Below are 16,281 nucleotides of genomic sequence, written 5' to 3'. Positions count from 1 at the left end.
TTATAGATGCATTTATTTACTAACTTGTGGTGTGATCATTGCGTGATTTGAAATAACAGACCACATTAGGCAGTCAAATAAATGGGTTATGAAAAATAATTGTGTATAAAAAGAACAAATTAGCTAAAATTGTTTAAAAATTAATTAATCAATGCATTATTTTTAAAATAATTGCTTTCATCCCTTGCGTAAGGGACATGAAGTTTGTATTATGGCGTCTCGTTACGGTGAGATGGGTGAGTGGCTGAAACCACATCCCTGCTAAGGATGCATACGGGTAACTGTATCGAGGGTTCGAATCCCTCTCTCACCGCCACGATTTAATGCGCTCATAGCTCAGCTGGATAGAGCACTTGGCTACGAACTAAGGGGTCGGGAGTTCGAATCTCTCTGAGCGCACCAAATCAAATACAAGTAACGACACGCCAATATGGCAACTGATGCGCTCATAGCTCAGCTGGATAGAGCACTTGGCTACGAACTAAGGGGTCGGGAGTTCGAATCTCTCTGAGCGCACCATATTAAAATTACCGCTAAATGATAGCGGTTTTTTTATGTCTGTAATTTATAGATTTAACAACTTTTTTATATCTGCTGTGGCATCTTGTTTTCAAAAGAAATTATATTGATGGCTTAACTCGTAAAACTCTATATATTGCATAAATAAGCAACATCTGTGCTTTAATCTATGAAAAAAGCTATGCAATTGATTAAAACTGCGTATAATGCGCAACATTGAAAAACAATGCGCTCATAGCTCAGCTGGATAGAGCACTTGGCTACGAACTAAGGGGTCGGGAGTTCGAATCTCTCTGAGCGCACCAATTTTTAAGAAACCGCTAAATATAGCGGTTTTTTTGTATGTTTATTTTCTGTGTTGATTAAAACAAGCCATACTAAAAAAAAGTACTTTATGCTCTAATAGGTCATATTTTTATGTCCTGTAAAGTGAATTATGTCTGAAGCAAACGTTGCGCTCTCGATCAGTTATTTATTAAATCTTGAAGAATCGCAAGATGGGTTTAAACACATCACACTGGGTAAAAAACAAGTGACTCAATTTATTACGCCCCTCATTAGTATTGGCTTAATTATTTGGGGTTTTTATTTGGGAGTTACTGGTTTAGGCCGAGATTATGTGATTTTAGGTGCAATTTTTTTACTGGTACAATCTGCAGTGCGTTATATATTACTGCCACAAATTTTTAAGCGTCAATTTGTGAAATATCAAATGGGTAAAAATCAGCAAACTTTAGCGTTATCTCAAAACACCTTTAAAGTGATGAGCGAAACGCACGAAAGAACGTATGCTTATTCGGAAGTAAAACGCTTTGTTGAAGGGCGATTGACTTATGTGGTAGAGCTCAAAAGTCGTGTAGTTATTATTGTACCTAAACGGGCATTAACAGAGCCACAGCAAAAAATACTTTTAGAAAATACATTTAAACGTGTTTAATAGAAATACATTTTTATAAGCTAGAACATAATGAACATTAAACCTTCAAAAATTATATGTATTGGCCGTAGTTATGCGGCACATGCGAAAGAGTTAGGGAATGCAATTCCAACACGACCTGTACTATTCATTAAACCTCCGAGTAGTTTAACAACGACAGCAAGAGGGGTGACGTGGAATCGTGCATTAGGAAGTTGTCATTATGAGTGTGAGCTCAGTTTAAGACTAGACCGCCCGCTCAGTGGCGTTATAGATCCTCAACAGGCTTTAGAGGCCATTGGTGCGGTCACTTTAGGTTTGGACTTAACACTTAGAGACTTACAAACTGAATTAAAAGGTAAAGGCGAGCCGTGGGAACGAGCAAAAGCATTTGATGGCTCTTGTATTCTTGGTGATTGGATAGATGTATCTGAAGTTAACTTAAATCATGTTCAATATGAATTTAGTTTAAATGGCGAAGTTCGTCAGCAGGGCGACACAGCACTATTACTGGTTTCAATTGCAGATATGTTGTGTGATATGAGCCAAGCATTTACGCTTGAAGCAGGTGATGTTGTTATGACAGGTACACCAGCAGGCGTAGGTGCGTTGGCAACCGGTGACGTATTACGTATGACTTTGTTTACTTCAAAGGAAAATATTGTGTGGCAAACACAAGTTCACTAAATTTCTCATAAATTAGGCATGCGATTTGATGGCACTGCATGCCTATTAAATCAAAGATTAGCGTTTATTTTCTGAAGAGAGTTGGTCTTCAAATAAACTGGATAATGGTACCGAGAGTTGCTCTGCTAAGTAATTGTTTGAGCTGACCAGAAGTGGACCAATACGCTTCATCCATTCATCGTCTGGGTGAATATGACCAATGTCCTGATTACTTGGTAAAGCGAAAGGCATTTCATTATAGAATTCCCAAAAATCAACATGCATTAAGTTCCTAACCAATACATATTCATCTTGGCTTGTGCGCTTGATGAGTTGCTGTTGTTCAAGAAGCTCTATATATGCAGGCCAGCGACCAACTTCACCACGACCTAATATTTTTAAGCCTTCTTTTTCAGTGACAGCTTCACCTAGCATTTGTTTTTTATAAAAGAGTTCTAAAATATCTAGCATCATTACCATAGGATGGCGTTTTTGTATTTTACCAGAACTAAAAGAGGTAATAGCAAAGCTTACTTCAACACCAAGTAAAATAATGTTCCAAGATAGAAATATCCATAACAGAAAAATAGGTACGGCTGCAAATGCACCATAAATGAGCTCATAACTGGTAAAGTTTGACATGATGTAGCCAAAAAAGGCTTTTAAAAGTTGAAAAACTGTACCGCTAAAGAGTCCTGCAATGAGTGCAGATTTAAGTGGAATGGTGCGATTTGGAATGGTCCAATAAATAAAGAAAAAGCCAGTGATTGTTAAACCATAAGAAATAATCGCTAAAAAGAATGTGCTGTCTATTTCATAACCAGTAAAGTTGTTGTTTAATACATTAAGAGATGCAACTGCAGAAGAAATTGCAAAGGCACTCCCGAGTAAAATTGGCCCAAGCGAAATAATGGTCCAATAGCGCATAAAGCCCATAATACCACTACGTTTGTCTTTAATACGCCATATTCGATTGAATACATCTTCAATACTATTAAGCATCATAACTGATGTAACAAATAAGAATAAAATACCAATGACTGTAAGATTGCTTGATTTATCAGCAAAAGAGCTTAGTGCTTTATCGAATGCAATTGAACTTTTAGGTAAGAAGTTACTATAAATCAGTTGCTGTAATTGTTGGCGTGCCGGTTCGAGTGCTTTGATTGAAGATATAATCACTAAAAACACGGTTAACATGGGTACCACTGCAAAAAGTGTGGTGTAAGTTAGAGAAGCTGATTTATCACGGCAACGATCTGATTCGAAACGTGAGATAACAAACATGATAAATTGGAACCATGTTTTCTCATAAAAAGGAAGTTTTTTTAAATATTGAAGCATTAATAGGGTGCCTCTTTGTTTTGATCAGTGTGTTGGTTCAACATCAGAGTATCAATTTCATCTGTTGATTGGCGTGGTTGAAATATAGATGAGCCACGATGACAATATATTATTGTCGGTATTATAGTCAAAATAACTAGAGAAAAGAAAGGCGAGTATTTGAGAGTACCGCCACAATCAAAAAGAGGTCATCTATATGACCTCTCAGTTTGCTTATTTAATAAAAGTGACTTTTTCATTGTCAAGTGAGGCAATACGAGCTAAAGATTCGACTCTATAGCCTTTATTAAGCAGTAAATCACGTCCAGTTTGGAATGATTTTTCAATCACAATCCCAATACCAACCACTTCGGCATTTGCTTGATGAATCAGGTCTGCGAGTCCCAATGCGGCTTGGCCATTGGCTAAAAAGTCATCAATAACTAAAACTTTGTCTGTGGCATGTATATGTTTGTTAGAGATGGCAATGGTGCTTTCAGTTTGTTTAGTAAATGAATACACTTTTGCACGGTACAAGTCATCTTTGAGTGTTAAAGACTGGTATTTGCGTGCAAAAATGACTTGTACACCAAGCTCTAGACCTGCCATAACTGCAGGAGCAATGCCCGAAGCTTCAATGGTAATAATTTTGGTAATGCCGGCATCTTTAAAGCGTGCTGCAAACTCTTTCCCAATTTGCTGCATCAGTACAGGATCAATTTGGTGATTTAAAAAGGCATCAACTTTTAAAACATTGTTTGATAGAACGATACCTTCGTTTAAGATTTTCTGTTCTAGTGCATGCACGATGAAAGACCTCTAGTGTGGGAGTGCTAAGAAAGCGGATATGTATTTTAAAAAGCAGGCTAAAAATTGCAAGTTTAAAATATCGAAAATCCATAACTTTATTGGTTTTTATAACTTATAAGAGTAATTCCGTAAGAATTTCCTTCATCGTTATGTGCAACTTTCACAGGTAAATAGCCAAATTGTGGTGCAAGCCAAAACATGGTATTTCGCTCTGGTTTATTATATTCAAGTTTAAATTTGACGGTATTGAGTGTGCCATAAGGGGTTTGAATAGTTTCTTCCCCCATATTTACAAACTTACGTGCATCTACGCCTTTCGCATCGGTAATGTAATAAGTTGATTTGAGTTTTTTATTTAATAGATCTTCACGAATTTGAATTTCAGCGTTGAGTTCATCAAGTGGGTTGTATTCGAGTTTAAAGCTACGCTTAGTGTCATTTTTTTGTGTATAAATGGTGTTTTTTGCATGATTAAAATCGATGCTTAACTTGTCGGAGATCCCAATATATTTGGTAGTGCGATTAAAATTGTTTGAAATGAGCTGACCATTTTTAATACTAAATTGGCTACTTTCAGACGCAGATGCAATAAACCCTGCTTTGGCTGAAAACTTATAGTTCCACGTGTCATTATTGACTTGGCTTAAACTGCGTGTTGCAGTACTAATATTTTTTCCATTGTATGAGAACTGATAGGTCGCTTCAAACGGTGTGATTGCAAAAGCAGACACAGACATTAGTACACAACTGCTTACTGCCAAGCGAAGAGTCGCAATTTTTAAATTTATCATGTCATTGATCAATCAATACTTTGTTATGACTATGATTTCATAGTTTGAATACTTTTTTTATAGTAAATCTGTATGTAAGCTGGCAGATTTGACTTTTATTGTACCTCTTGTGGTTTTGCAACCTTATTCATCATTGCTGCAAGATTTAAGTTTCCTTTGAGCACCAATTCTGTTTCACGCAGGACAGCATGGTTAATTCGAACTTTATTCAAAGTTTCTAAAATAGATTGGTTTTTTCCGAGCCACTGATTAAGGTCTAAGTGTAGTAGTTCGTCTTTTACGGTGAGTACATTAAAGTGTTGTAAAATTTTACCGAGAGGGTCTTTTTTTAATACTTTCTGGTAGAAAAATAGCGCAGTTTGTACAACCCATTGCTGTAATTTGTTTTTATAGGTGGCATCTAAGATTTGAGTTTGACTGATTTGCTCAAAAACTATGAGCTGTGTGGTTTTATTTAATTCCATTTGTAATAGCTTTAAATCTACAAATAATGTGGTATGTAAGCCTTGCACGTCAATTGTGGCATATAAACGTAGCCAATCGTCATGTAAGTCTGCATGTAAATCTTTGAGAAGTCCGACATTGTCTGTCACAAATTTTTTTAACGTTGCATTGAGAAACACTTGTGATACTGCAAATTCACGCTGTTCTTCAATAAACCCGCCAGCTTTTTGATATACGCGTTGTACATAATGAGAGAGGTTGTCTATAAGCGCTTGCATAAATCTTTCCAATGAATGGCGATGTTTTTGTGATATTGCTTTGAATTAGACCAAAAAATGATGTGTTAATCCATGCTTTTGCCTTGATTATCAGCAAAAAAGCAATTTTTGAGCTAATCAAGGGGCTAATTCGGCTTATATACTGCAATTACTGTATTTTACTTAGTCGCCGTTACTGTGTGATAGGGGTTGTCTATATGAAGTTTTTGCAAAATCTCAATTTCAAGTTGTTCCATTTCTTCAGCATCTGCTTCGCTAATTTCGTGGTCATAACCAAGTAAATGTAAGACACCGTGTACAAGCATGTGGGTGAAATGATGAATTGCAGTTTTCTTTTGGTTTTTTGCTTCTTCCAATACCACAGGAATACAAATCACCAAATCACCCAGTGGCATACAATCCAGTTGTTCTAAAACTTCTTCAGGAACTTCACTTGGGAAAGACAATACATTGGTTGGCTTATCTTTTTGTCGGTATTGTAAATTGAGCTCGTGGCTTTCATCTAAATCCACACAAGCAATGCCGATATCACAATCTTGTTTTAAAGACAGGTGACGTAAAGCTGTTTCAATAACTTTTTTAATATAAATTCGTTTTAGCACCAATTCAGGTGCTAAAACGTGTTGTTGTAGTGTGAGATCAAGCTTCAATGATAATCCTTAATAAGGTAATAGAATTAGTGTTGTTGATCCGCTGCAGAGTCATTTTCAGCAGTCAGTGCTTCTTGACGTGCTTTGCGTTCAGCACGTTCAGTGGCATTGAATCGCTGTTGTTCTGAGTCCCAACCTTCGTAAGCCTCAACGATTTTTTGTACCAATTGATGGCGTACAACGTCACGCGAGTGGAAACGAGTGATATGAATTTCTTTCACAGGTTCTAATACACGTAAAGCGTGAGCAAGACCAGATTGGTGGCCACGAGGTAAATCAACTTGAGTAATGTCACCTGTAATAACAGCACGTGAGCCAAATCCCAAGCGAGTTAGAAACATTTTCATTTGTTCAGGTGTCGTGTTTTGTGCTTCGTCTAAAATCACAAAAGAGTGATTGAGCGTACGACCACGCATGTAAGCTAGCGGTGCAACTTCAATGACTTGGCGTTCAATCAGTTTGGCTACTTTTTCAAAGCCTAACATTTCATAGAGCGCATCATATAAAGGGCGTAGGTAAGGGTCAATCTTTTGGCTTAAATCACCCGGTAAAAAGCCCAGTTTTTCACCTGCTTCAACTGCGGGACGCACCAATAAAATACGCTGAATTTCATTTCTTTCAAGCATATCTGTTGCTGCAGCAACAGCCAAGTAGGTTTTACCTGTACCTGCAGGGCCAATACCAAATGAAATATCGCTTTGTAAAATACGCTGTACATAGCGTTTTTGGTTTGCCCCACGTGGGTTGATTCGACCTTTGCGTGTTTGTAGCCACACATCGTCTAAACCGGTATGTTCTTGTCCATCATCATTCATAAGGTCTTGGTCAGTTTGACTGCCTTGAATCATTAAATGAATTTGTTCTGCTGTGACTTGTTTTGAGAGTTCAGACTCTTCATATAATTTATTGAGTAATGACTCGGCACGTGCCACAGTATCGAGGTCGCCGTCAACGTAAAATGAATCGCCTCGGTGAATGATATTGACATCTAGGCGTTGTTCGATTTGTTTTAAATGACTATTGTAAGCACCTAACATAATTTTTAGGTGCTCCATAGAAATACCTGGAAAAGCAACTGTACGTCTTATAGATGTAGTCAAGTGTATCCCTTTTTAGTGGTTGTTTATCTACCCTTCTACATTACGCCACGTCAGCCTCAACATTCAAGAGGTGACCGAAAACAAAATTCAAGGTTTTGATTTCAGTGACTTCTACCTCTACAAAACGCCCAATTAAACTGGCATCGCCAATAAAGCTCACTAAACGGGTGTTATCTGCTGTACCGACCAAAATATTTTCATCTTTTTGAGAAACATTTTCGACTAAAACACGTTGTACTGTACCGAGCATAGCATCTGTTTTATCAATACTTGATTTTTTAATCACTTGTTGCACTTGAGCAAGGCGTGCTTTTTTTACAAGGTCTGGAATCGTATCTTCAAGTTCTGCTGCAGGCGTACCTGGACGTTTTGAATAAATAAAGCTATAGGAGTGATCGAAGTCAAGCGCTTTAATAAATTGCATTGTTTCATTAAAGTGTTGGTCTGTTTCACCCGGGAAACCAATAATAAAATCACTTGATAAGTGCATATCGGGGCGAATCTGACGTAACTTGGCAATTTTATCGGTGTAAACATCAATTTTATGGTTGCGTTTCATGGCTTGTAGTACATCGTTTGAACCACTTTGTACAGGCAAGTGTAGGTGAGACACCATTTGTGGTAAATCACGGTAGCACTCTATGAGCTCTTCTGAAAATTCAAGGGGGTGAGATGTGGTATAGCGTAAGCGTCCAATACCTGGAATGGCCGCAACTAAACGAAGTAATTCAGCAAATGTGCAAATACCACCATCAAATGTTTCGCCACGGTAGCCATTTACGTTTTGTCCAAGTAAAGAAATTTCTCTCACACCTTTTTCAGCCAGTGTTGCAATTTCTTCAATCACGTCATCTAGTGGGCGAGATACTTCCTCTCCACGGGTATACGGCACAACGCAGAATGAACAATATTTAGAACAGCCTTCCATAATGGAAACAAATGCTTTGTGTCCTTCAACACGTGGCTCAGGTAAAAAGTCGAACTTTTCAATGTCTGGAAATGAAATATCGACCAGTTTAATTTTGTCTTTTTTAGGCGTAGTAATTTGCGTTTCATGCTGATCAAGCATTTGCGGTAAACGGTGCAGGGTTTGTGGGCCAAAAACCATATCTACATACGGTGCACGTTTTTGTATGTTGTCACCTTCTTGCGAAGCAACACAGCCACCCACCCCAATAATCAGATCTGGGTTGTTTTGTTTAATCTTTCGCCATCTGCCTAATTCGCTAAATACTTTTTCTTGTGCTTTTTCACGAATTGAGCAAGTATTCATAAGTAGAATATCTGCATCGTTAGGATTGTCTGTGAGCACGTAGCCGTGAGAGTCTCCGAGTAAGTCTGCCATACGGTGACTGTCGTATTCATTCATTTGACACCCTTGCGTTTCGATATACAGTTTTTTAACTGTCGTTGAAATAGAGCTGGGGTGCGAATGCTGGGTAACAGTGTTTTCTGAGGCAGCGTGAGTACCGTTGGCACGAGAAGGAATGAATGTTTGAACCGTCATGTAGGCTCCTAAGACAAAAGGTTAAGCATGGAAGCACATGGCTTCACACAACAGTAAAAAAGGTGGCGTATTCTAGCATTTTTATTGCGTTGCGAGTAGCTTTTGATAAAGACGCTTTATGATCATTTTTTGAATTACACAACATAACAGCTTATTGGTGCTTGAACGATTAAAATCACCATTTATTAATAATGAGATTAGTTTATTTTATGCGTGATTTATGGGTGCAGTATAAGCAAAAAACTTTTCGATACGTTGGTTTGACGGTAATCGCTTTGTCTGCAAATGACCTGTATGCATCGAATGAACAGTTTAATGATGCATTAAATGCAAGTAATCGCGGTAATAGTGCATTGCTAGATCAATATACTGCAAGTATGCAATCAGACGTACTTGGCTATTACCCGCAATACTTTCAGCTCAATATGGATTTGGTGACGCAATCTCCAACCAGTATCTTACAATTTATTCAAAGCTATCCTAACTCGGCTATGGCAGAAAAGCTGGCTGCTGACTATGTTGAAGAAAAAGTAAAAATTTCCGATTTTCCGAGTGCTCAACAGATTATTCACTATGTATCAAACCCAGATCCCGCAGAAAAATGTGCCATTGCACAAGTGCGGGCACAATCTGGAGATGCTCTTGTTTTTGCTGAATTTAAAGATTTATGGCTAAGCACAAGCACTCAGCCAGACAGTTGTTTGGGTCTGATTCGTATGATGCTCAATAGTTCAATGATTACCGCAACAGATAAAAAACAGCGCGTATGGGCTCAGTTACGTGCAGGGCAAATTGGGCTTGCTGTATCCAGTGCACAAGGTCTAGGCTTGAATTTGACCATCAATCAACTCATGCAAATTCAAACCAATCCTTTGGGATATTTATGGTCAGCACCTAAAAATAACGACACAGATTATGCTTATCTTATTTTTGCATTGGGTCGTCTAGCAGATTCAGATTTGACGACAGCATTAAGTAGTGTTGGGCGTACTGTAGAAACTACACCGCCAGATGTGCAAAAGTATTTGTATAGAACTGTGGCTTATATTGGCGGTACAAGTGTATTAAAGAACAATTTTAATCGTATTATTTTAGATGATTTCGATGCCAGCTATGGTTTGCCATTTAGCCCTGAAGAAGCTGAAATTTATGCAAGACAAGCGATTCGTTTTAGTGCATGGGATAGTTTGATTCGTGCAATTTCTGTGATGAGTGTTACCCAGCAACAAGAAGATCGCTGGCAGTATTGGCTCGCACGTGCAGATGAACAAAGAAACGATCAAGCATCAAAACAACAAGCACAAGACATTTATCAAAACTTAGCCCAAAGTGGAGATGACTATCATAACTTGTTGGCACAAGAACGAATAGGTAAAAGATATAACCGTATTGATCAAGCAACTGCATCAGAAAGTGATCAGCAGCGTTTGACTCAAGATTTGAATTTTAATCGAGCATTTACTTTAAAACAGATTTCAGCACCTGCAAGCTTTAGTATTAGAGAATGGAATTGGGCAGTTCGCCAAGCGTATTTAAAACAAGATGACGGATTGCTTTTAGCGGCAGCACAAAGAGCGGCATTAATGGGTTGGTATGATCGCGCGATTTATGCGGCTGACCGTACAGTCAATGTTCATAATTATAATCTGCGTTATCTCACGCCTAATCAAAACGCCGTTTTGATGCACAGTGCAAATGTTGGCCTAGATCCTGCATGGGCGTACGGCTTAATGCGACAAGAAAGTCGTTTTGTAACGACAGCTCGCTCTAATGTAGGTGCTGGCGGTCTTATGCAAATTATGCCAAATACGGCTAAATTAGTCGCTAAACAAATGGGCGAAACCTATACCCCTTTAGCACTGAGTGATATGAACACCAATGTCCGTTACGGCACCTATTATCTTTCGATGATACAGGGCCAATTGAGCGGTAACCCTGTACTTGCGACAGCAGGCTATAACGCAGGACCAAATCGTGCATTAAGATGGCAACCAACAGATCAAGCATTGGTGGCAGATCAGTATGTTGAAACGATTCCAATTGATGAAACGCGTAACTATGTCAAAAATGTAATGACCAATACCATTCATTATGGTGCTATTTTAGGGCAAGGTAATCAATATATGAGTAAGTGGATGAAACCTATTCCGTTACGTAGTACCAATTAAGTTATATTAGGGATGATATTTAATGTTAGATTTTATTGTGCAACCTAAAGTGAAAAGGTCAGTGGTGATGTAATGGCTTGGGCACAACAGTCAAGATCTCGCATATTTTATGTGGTTGTTTTATTTAGTGGCGCATGGGTTTACTTTACTGCAACGCCAGTTTTTGCCAGCAAAAGTAATGTCAATACAGGTTATATTTTACATATTCAAATGACACCTGCAATTTGTGCACTTGATATTAATCAGAAAAAACAACGAAAATGTTTAGAAGGGTACTCTTTAACGATCGCAAGTTTAATCCCAGAAACTTTTGATAATAACTGTGCAACAGATTCATCTGCAAATTTACCACCTTTACAGGCCAAAGTTGTCGCACGAGTAATTCCAGATGAAGCTTATCGTGTGCAACTATGGCGTACAATTGGTGGTTGTACACAAATGACAGCATCACAATATTTTAGAACGATTATTAACTATGCACAAAACCTGAAAATTCCAATGGTACTTACAGACACAAGTTCAAATAATGTACAAAAAATAGCATTAGAAGGGCAGTTCTTTGCCTTAAATAAGGGGTTGCCCGAGCGAAGTGTGGTTTTGAATTGCCAAAAAGAAGGTCGCACTGCATATTTAACGCACGTAAGCATCTGTTATAAAAATAATGGTCAGTTTAAATCGTGTCCGACCAGCATGGTGTCTAATTGCCCAAATAATATAATGATTCAAGGAACATACTAAATCTAATTTTTGTGTTGTGAAATGATCATGATAATGCATGATTAAATATGCATCTTTCGCAAGATTAAAGTACAATCTTGAGCATTTCATATCAACAGAATCGTGGTTCAAAGACGATCTAATGATATTTACAACACCCAAATGGAGAAAAGGACAATGAAGCAACCCGTTCGCGTTACTGTTACTGGAGCAGCAGGTCAAATCGGATACAGCTTACTATTCCGTATTGCAAGTGGTGAAATGCTAGGGAAAGATCAACCAGTCATCTTACAACTACTAGAAATTCCGGTTGAAAAAGCACAACAAGCTCTACAAGGCGTAAAAATGGAGCTCGATGATTGTGCATTTCCATTATTAAATGAAATTATCTGTACAGATGACCCAAATGTAGCTTTTAAAGATACCGATTATGCGTTGCTTGTTGGTGCACGTCCACGTGGTCCGGGTATGGAGCGTGCTGATCTGTTGCAGGAAAATGCAAAAATCTTCACTGTACAAGGCAAAGCGCTGAATGATCATGCAAGCCGTGATGTAAAAGTATTGGTGGTAGGTAATCCTGCAAATACCAATGCTTATATTGCAATGAAATCTGCGCCAGATCTACCTGCAAAAAACTTTACTGCAATGTTACGTTTAGACCATAACCGTGCATTAACGCAATTGGCCCAAAAAGCCAATATCGCTGTGGCAGACATTAAAAAATTAACGGTATGGGGCAACCATTCACCAACCATGTATGCAGATTATCGTTTTGCAACAGTAAATGGTCAAAGCCTTAAAGACAAAATTAACGATAACGCTTGGAATAAAGACGAGTTCTTGCCAACGGTTGGAAAACGCGGTGCAGCAATTATCAACGCGCGCGGTTTATCTTCAGCAGCATCAGCTGCCAATGCGGCAATTGACCACATGCATGATTGGGCACTGGGTACATCTGGTGAGTGGGTAACAATGGGTATTCCATCAGATGGATCATACGGTATTCCAGAAGGTGTGATGTACGGTGTGCCTGTGACTTGTGAGAATGGTGAATATACGCGCGTGGAAGGCTTAGAAATAGATGCCTTTAGCCGTGAGCGTATGGATTTTACTTTACAAGAGCTAGAAGAAGAGCGAGCAGCGATTTCGCACTTACTATAATAGTCAGTTATTAGTAAAAAACACCGCTTTTATGGCGGTGTTTTTTTGATTAAGATAAATGTTCGTGTATGAGTTCTTTAAACCAAATTTCGTCTTTCAATACTTGAAATGCAGAATGTTGTAAGAGCATCTCTAAGTCTTTATTTGTACAAGCCAAATATTTACTGAGCCAATGTCGTGTTAAAGCCAACTCTTTTTTACACTTACAAGCATATGCAAGTATCAAGTAAACATTCGCTTGTTTTAAATGCGCTAAAGGCTTTAAAATTTGTTGCGTAATGGTAGCGAATTTTATGTCATGTGTTAGTTCATAATACAGCATGTAGGCATGCGCTAAAGCCAAAGATAAATCCACATACAATGAAGTATCTATGTCTTCAAACTCTATACGAGCTTGCTCTAATAGCGCAATTGCTTCATGTAAAAAATGTATTTTTTCTGACTTATGCTGACTTAATTCAACCAAAGTTAAGCGTAATTGACCACGCTCTAACGCTAATTCAGCAGAATTTGCTTCTAAATACATTTGGTCTGTTTCACCAATGCGTTGAATGACTGATTTACTCATAGCATAACCTATATAAAGTACTTATATTGCCCATACATACTATCACCAAGTTTGACGATCATGTCTTAGCCATGCGGTAATAGACAAGCGTTGTTGTTTAGAAATTTGAACCTCATGTAGCAAGTTACTGTCAAAAATGACCATTCTATTTGGTTTTGGAATAATGACATGCCAAGCGTCATGCTTATCTTGTAAGCGCAGTTCACCGCCCCAGTTATCTTGCCAAGCATTGTGCATATAAAACACAGTTGAAATGATTCGATCATTTTTTTGTTGAGGGTTATCTCTATGTAAAGCATAGGCTTCACCAATGCCATAACGTGCAAAATGTGCTTCAACATGATTAATACCCATAAAAAAAGCCTGATTAAACACCTTTCCTAGAGCCAATAAATTTGCACGATGTTGTTGTGCAAGCACTTGAGCATCATCAAGCCATAAAATGTGGTCACTACGAATATGGCTGACGACACCATTTTGAATACCTGCTGCGCGAAACTCATTTAGATGAGATAAGCACTCTATATTTAACGCCGTGAAATAGTCATTATTATAGACTCGATCAACAATACAAAAACCATAAGAATCAAGCTGATCTAAGATTAAACCAGTATCCCAATGAGCTGGAAAAGAGGCATTAAGCATAATTAAATCGTAACAAAAGCGAAGAATAGATCTATTAGAACAGTTTTACGCACAGCATGGAAAAAAAAATTCGTGTTAAGATGTAGCTTGAAATGAGGGAAATACACACCTATGAACTATCGTCACCACTTCCATGCGGGTAATTTTGCTGATGTAATGAAGCATGTTTTACTGCTTCAACTACTCAATCGCTTAAACCAAAAAGATAAACCATACTGTTATATCGACACACATGGTGGTGCGGGTAAGTACGACCTTTCAAAGGCACCTTCACAAAAATCAGGTGAGTTTCTATCGGGAATTCATCGTCTTATTCAATTAACAGCACAAGAAAAAAAGACTGCTCCAGAAACAGTCAAACATTACTTAAAACTTGTAGAAGAACTTAGAACACAAGATGGACAGGGTGCATACCCCGGTTCCCCTTGGTTTGCACTCAAAGGAATGAGAGAAGTAGACCGTGCAACAATCTTTGAAATGCAACCGGACGTTTTTCAACTATTAGATCATCATATCTATGACAAACGTGCAGGATTACATCAACGAGATGCTTACGAAGGCCTTTTAGGTGTTATTCCACCAAAAGAAAAACGTGGTTTAGTCATGATTGATCCACCGTATGAAATAGAGCGTCAAGACTTTCCACAACTCATAGAACTGTTGAAAAATGCATATGCAAAATGGCCCACAGGTGTATTTGCAGTATGGTATCCGATTAAAGATCGTGTCATGGTCGATCGTTTTCTTAAAAAAATGGCAAACACCGGTATTCGCCGTCAATTGGTTTGTGAAATTTGCGTGTGGCCAGATGACACACCAGTGGGTTTAAATGGCTGTGGTCTACTTGTGATTAATCCACCTTGGAAATTTGCAGAGCAAGCGAGAGAATCATTAAAATGGTTAGCACCTTACTTAAAAATGCATGAGCTCGGTGGTTCGGTTGTTGTAAAAACCACTGTTGGTGAATAATTGCAGTAAATCAGGATATTTAGGAAACCCACAAATGACTAAGACACCAAAGCCAAATGATGAATATTCTGATGAAAACCATGATGGCTTTACATTCGAGGTGATCGAAGAAGAAGACACCAATGAGGGGCAAAGAGTGAAACGCCGTGGTATTTATCTTTGGCCAAACTTGATTACAACAGCAGCGATGCTGTGTGGTTTCTACTCTATTATTGCCAGTATGGAAAGCCATTATTTACATGCATTATATGCAATTTTTCTTGCAGCATTTCTAGATGGGTTAGATGGTCGCGTTGCAAGAGCAATAGGGGCGCAAAGTGCGTTTGGCGAACAGCTTGACTCGCTGTCAGATCTTATTGCATTTGGTTTAGCACCTGCAGTACTCATGTACAGTTGGAGTTTACACAGTTTAGGTCGCATAGGATTGGCTTGTTGTTTTATTTACGCTGCTTGTGCTGCTTTTCGCCTAGCGAGATTTAATGTACAAATAGGCTCTGTTGATAAACGCTACTTTATTGGTATTGCAAGCCCATTGGGTGCAATATTGGTTGTTTCATTGGTTTGGGTGAGTAGAGACTATCCACATCTTTTTGATGTAAAAGATAAAACCATACAAATTATATATGCTGCATTTATGGTTATTGTTGGTATTCTCATGGTATCTAACATGAAATACTACTCATTTAAGCAAGTAGACCGCAGTCGAGTTCCTTTCATTGTTATGTTACCTGTTGTCATGATTCTTGCAGCAATGACCTACAATATTCCCGTTGGTATTTTAGTTGTATCCCTACTTTATGTACTCTCTGGATTTATCACTACATTCTTTGCTAAAGAAAAAGCACAGTAAAATTGATAAGTTGATCAGCCAAATTGGTGCTTTTGCGATATAAAAAAGTAACAATTTGGCTTTTTTTATAAGATATATTCCTTTTTAGCTTAAAAACCGAGCACCTGAATGAGATAATTAAAGAAAGGTATTGCGTTAGGAGATTATTGATCTATAATGCGTATCCATCGGCGGTGCTGTTGAGAGAAACTTCTTGATA

At 38.2% G+C, this 16,281-nt stretch carries 16 protein-coding genes and 4 tRNA genes; 11 read left to right on the top strand and 9 right to left on the bottom strand.

Annotation, left to right across the window (positions count from 1 at the left end; genetic code table 11):
* Positions 1-226: 226 nt before the first annotated feature.
* The 6 genes from BLS38_RS08055 to BLS38_RS08030 all read left to right on the top strand — a co-directional run bounded on the left by BLS38_RS08055 (position 227) and on the right by BLS38_RS08030 (position 2,122).
* Positions 227-316 (top strand) — tRNA-Ser (locus tag BLS38_RS08055).
* A gap of 9 nt (positions 317-325) precedes the next feature.
* A tRNA-Arg gene (locus BLS38_RS08050) sits at positions 326-402 on the top strand.
* A 40-nt stretch (positions 403-442) separates the two neighbouring features.
* Positions 443-519 (top strand) — tRNA-Arg (locus tag BLS38_RS08045).
* A 228-nt stretch (positions 520-747) separates the two neighbouring features.
* Positions 748-824 (top strand) — tRNA-Arg (locus BLS38_RS08040).
* Positions 825-955: 131 nt separating this feature from the next.
* The gene (locus BLS38_RS08035) at positions 956-1,456 is read left to right on the top strand and encodes a YcxB family protein (RefSeq protein WP_092748435.1); all 501 of its coding nucleotides are present in this window, start codon (positions 956-958) and stop codon (positions 1,454-1,456) included.
* Between the two features lie 30 nt (positions 1,457-1,486).
* Positions 1,487-2,122, top strand: coding sequence for a fumarylacetoacetate hydrolase family protein (locus BLS38_RS08030; protein WP_092748433.1), 636 nt, complete (start codon positions 1,487-1,489; stop codon positions 2,120-2,122).
* A gap of 57 nt (positions 2,123-2,179) precedes the next feature.
* Here the strand turns inward: BLS38_RS08030 and BLS38_RS08025 are convergent, their stop codons facing one another.
* The 7 genes from BLS38_RS08025 to miaB form a co-directional block, all read right to left on the bottom strand.
* Positions 2,180-3,445 carry a YihY family inner membrane protein gene (locus BLS38_RS08025; protein WP_092748431.1) on the bottom strand — a complete coding sequence of 422 codons (1,266 nt, stop codon included), beginning with the start codon at positions 3,443-3,445 and terminating at the stop codon, positions 2,180-2,182.
* A 213-nt stretch (positions 3,446-3,658) separates the two neighbouring features.
* A complete protein-coding gene (locus tag BLS38_RS08020) occupies positions 3,659-4,231 on the bottom strand; it encodes a xanthine phosphoribosyltransferase (RefSeq protein WP_092748429.1) in 573 nt (190 codons plus the stop codon).
* Between the two features lie 98 nt (positions 4,232-4,329).
* Entirely contained in the window at positions 4,330-5,025 is a 696-nt protein-coding gene (locus BLS38_RS08015; RefSeq protein ID WP_092748427.1) for a DUF3108 domain-containing protein, read from the bottom strand.
* A 95-nt stretch (positions 5,026-5,120) separates the two neighbouring features.
* Positions 5,121-5,747, bottom strand: a complete 627-nt coding sequence (locus tag BLS38_RS08010; protein ID WP_092748425.1) for a hypothetical protein — start codon at positions 5,745-5,747, stop codon at positions 5,121-5,123.
* A gap of 158 nt (positions 5,748-5,905) precedes the next feature.
* The gene (ybeY, locus tag BLS38_RS08005; RefSeq protein WP_092748423.1) at positions 5,906-6,397 is read right to left on the bottom strand and encodes an rRNA maturation RNase YbeY; all 492 of its coding nucleotides are present in this window, start codon (positions 6,395-6,397) and stop codon (positions 5,906-5,908) included.
* Positions 6,398-6,423: 26 nt separating this feature from the next.
* Positions 6,424-7,497: a PhoH family protein gene (locus tag BLS38_RS08000; RefSeq protein WP_092748421.1), complete on the bottom strand. Its 1,074-nt coding sequence runs from the start codon at positions 7,495-7,497 to the stop codon at positions 6,424-6,426.
* 40 nt (positions 7,498-7,537) lie between these two features.
* A complete protein-coding gene (gene miaB, locus BLS38_RS07995) occupies positions 7,538-9,004 on the bottom strand; it encodes a tRNA (N6-isopentenyl adenosine(37)-C2)-methylthiotransferase MiaB (RefSeq protein WP_092748419.1) in 1,467 nt (488 codons plus the stop codon).
* 209 nt (positions 9,005-9,213) lie between these two features.
* Between miaB and BLS38_RS07990 the strand changes: the two genes are divergently transcribed.
* The 3 genes from BLS38_RS07990 to BLS38_RS07980 all read left to right on the top strand — a co-directional run bounded on the left by BLS38_RS07990 (position 9,214) and on the right by BLS38_RS07980 (position 13,050).
* Positions 9,214-11,172, top strand: a complete 1,959-nt coding sequence (locus tag BLS38_RS07990; protein ID WP_213030509.1) for a lytic transglycosylase domain-containing protein — start codon at positions 9,214-9,216, stop codon at positions 11,170-11,172.
* Between the two features lie 72 nt (positions 11,173-11,244).
* Positions 11,245-11,910 (top strand): ribonuclease T2 family protein, encoded by a 666-nt coding sequence (locus tag BLS38_RS07985; protein ID WP_143230120.1) that lies wholly within the window; start codon positions 11,245-11,247, stop codon positions 11,908-11,910.
* A gap of 156 nt (positions 11,911-12,066) precedes the next feature.
* A complete protein-coding gene (locus tag BLS38_RS07980) occupies positions 12,067-13,050 on the top strand; it encodes a malate dehydrogenase (RefSeq protein WP_092748415.1) in 984 nt (327 codons plus the stop codon).
* 49 nt (positions 13,051-13,099) lie between these two features.
* Here the strand turns inward: BLS38_RS07980 and BLS38_RS07975 are convergent, their stop codons facing one another.
* Entirely contained in the window at positions 13,100-13,618 is a 519-nt protein-coding gene (locus BLS38_RS07975; RefSeq protein WP_092748412.1) for a hypothetical protein, read from the bottom strand.
* Positions 13,619-13,660: 42 nt separating this feature from the next.
* Positions 13,661-14,263 (bottom strand): 2OG-Fe(II) oxygenase, encoded by a 603-nt coding sequence (locus BLS38_RS07970; RefSeq protein ID WP_092748410.1) that lies wholly within the window; start codon positions 14,261-14,263, stop codon positions 13,661-13,663.
* Positions 14,264-14,374: 111 nt separating this feature from the next.
* Between BLS38_RS07970 and BLS38_RS07965 the strand changes: the two genes are divergently transcribed.
* Together BLS38_RS07965 and pssA are read left to right on the top strand one after the other, a co-directional pair.
* Positions 14,375-15,232: a 23S rRNA (adenine(2030)-N(6))-methyltransferase RlmJ gene (locus tag BLS38_RS07965; protein ID WP_092748408.1), complete on the top strand. Its 858-nt coding sequence runs from the start codon at positions 14,375-14,377 to the stop codon at positions 15,230-15,232.
* A 34-nt stretch (positions 15,233-15,266) separates the two neighbouring features.
* Positions 15,267-16,082, top strand: a complete 816-nt coding sequence (gene pssA, locus BLS38_RS07960) for a CDP-diacylglycerol--serine O-phosphatidyltransferase (RefSeq protein WP_092748406.1) — start codon at positions 15,267-15,269, stop codon at positions 16,080-16,082.
* Positions 16,083-16,281: the final 199 nt, after the last annotated feature.

The organism is Acinetobacter boissieri (genome assembly GCF_900096955.1).
Classification (GTDB): domain Bacteria; phylum Pseudomonadota; class Gammaproteobacteria; order Pseudomonadales; family Moraxellaceae; genus Acinetobacter; species Acinetobacter boissieri.
Note: the sequence above shows the minus strand (reverse complement) of the source record. Positions and strands in the feature narration are given on the sequence as shown.